This window comes from Proteus alimentorum (assembly GCF_002607735.1).
Lineage (GTDB): Bacteria > Pseudomonadota > Gammaproteobacteria > Enterobacterales > Enterobacteriaceae > Proteus > Proteus alimentorum.
In genome coordinates this window covers 1-340 of sequence record NZ_NBVR01000022.1, presented here as the reverse complement: position 1 = coordinate 340, position 340 = coordinate 1, and the positions used below count along the sequence as shown (strand labels likewise).

Genomic DNA, 340 nt, shown 5'->3' with positions numbered 1-340 from the left:
CATGGGGAGACCCCACACTACCATCGGCGCTACAACGTTTCACTTCTGAGTTCGGCATGGGTTCAGGTGGGTCCGCTGCGCTATGGCCGCCAAGCAAATTCTGTTTTTATAACTAGCTATTTATGTAGTTATAATTAATTTTTTATGGTGCTGATACCCAGATTCGAACTGGGGACCTCACCCTTACCAAGGGTGTGCTCTACCAACTGAGCCATATCAGCACTAGTGGCCTATTGTCACCGGCTGACACAGCCTAAATTTGATGCCTGGCAGTTCCCTACTCTCACATGGGGAGACCCCACACTACCATCGGCGCTACAACGTTTCACTTCTGAGTTCG

At 49.7% G+C, this 340-nt stretch carries 1 tRNA gene and 2 rRNA genes; all 3 read right to left on the bottom strand.

Annotated features, from left to right (window positions below):
- Positions 1-94: ribosomal RNA gene (gene rrf / locus B6258_RS06640) — 5S ribosomal RNA — on the bottom strand.
- A 51-nt stretch (positions 95-145) separates the two neighbouring features.
- Positions 146-221 (bottom strand) — tRNA-Thr (locus B6258_RS06635).
- Positions 222-264: 43 nt separating this feature from the next.
- Positions 265-340, bottom strand: a 5S ribosomal RNA gene (gene rrf, locus B6258_RS18600); the annotation flags it as partial.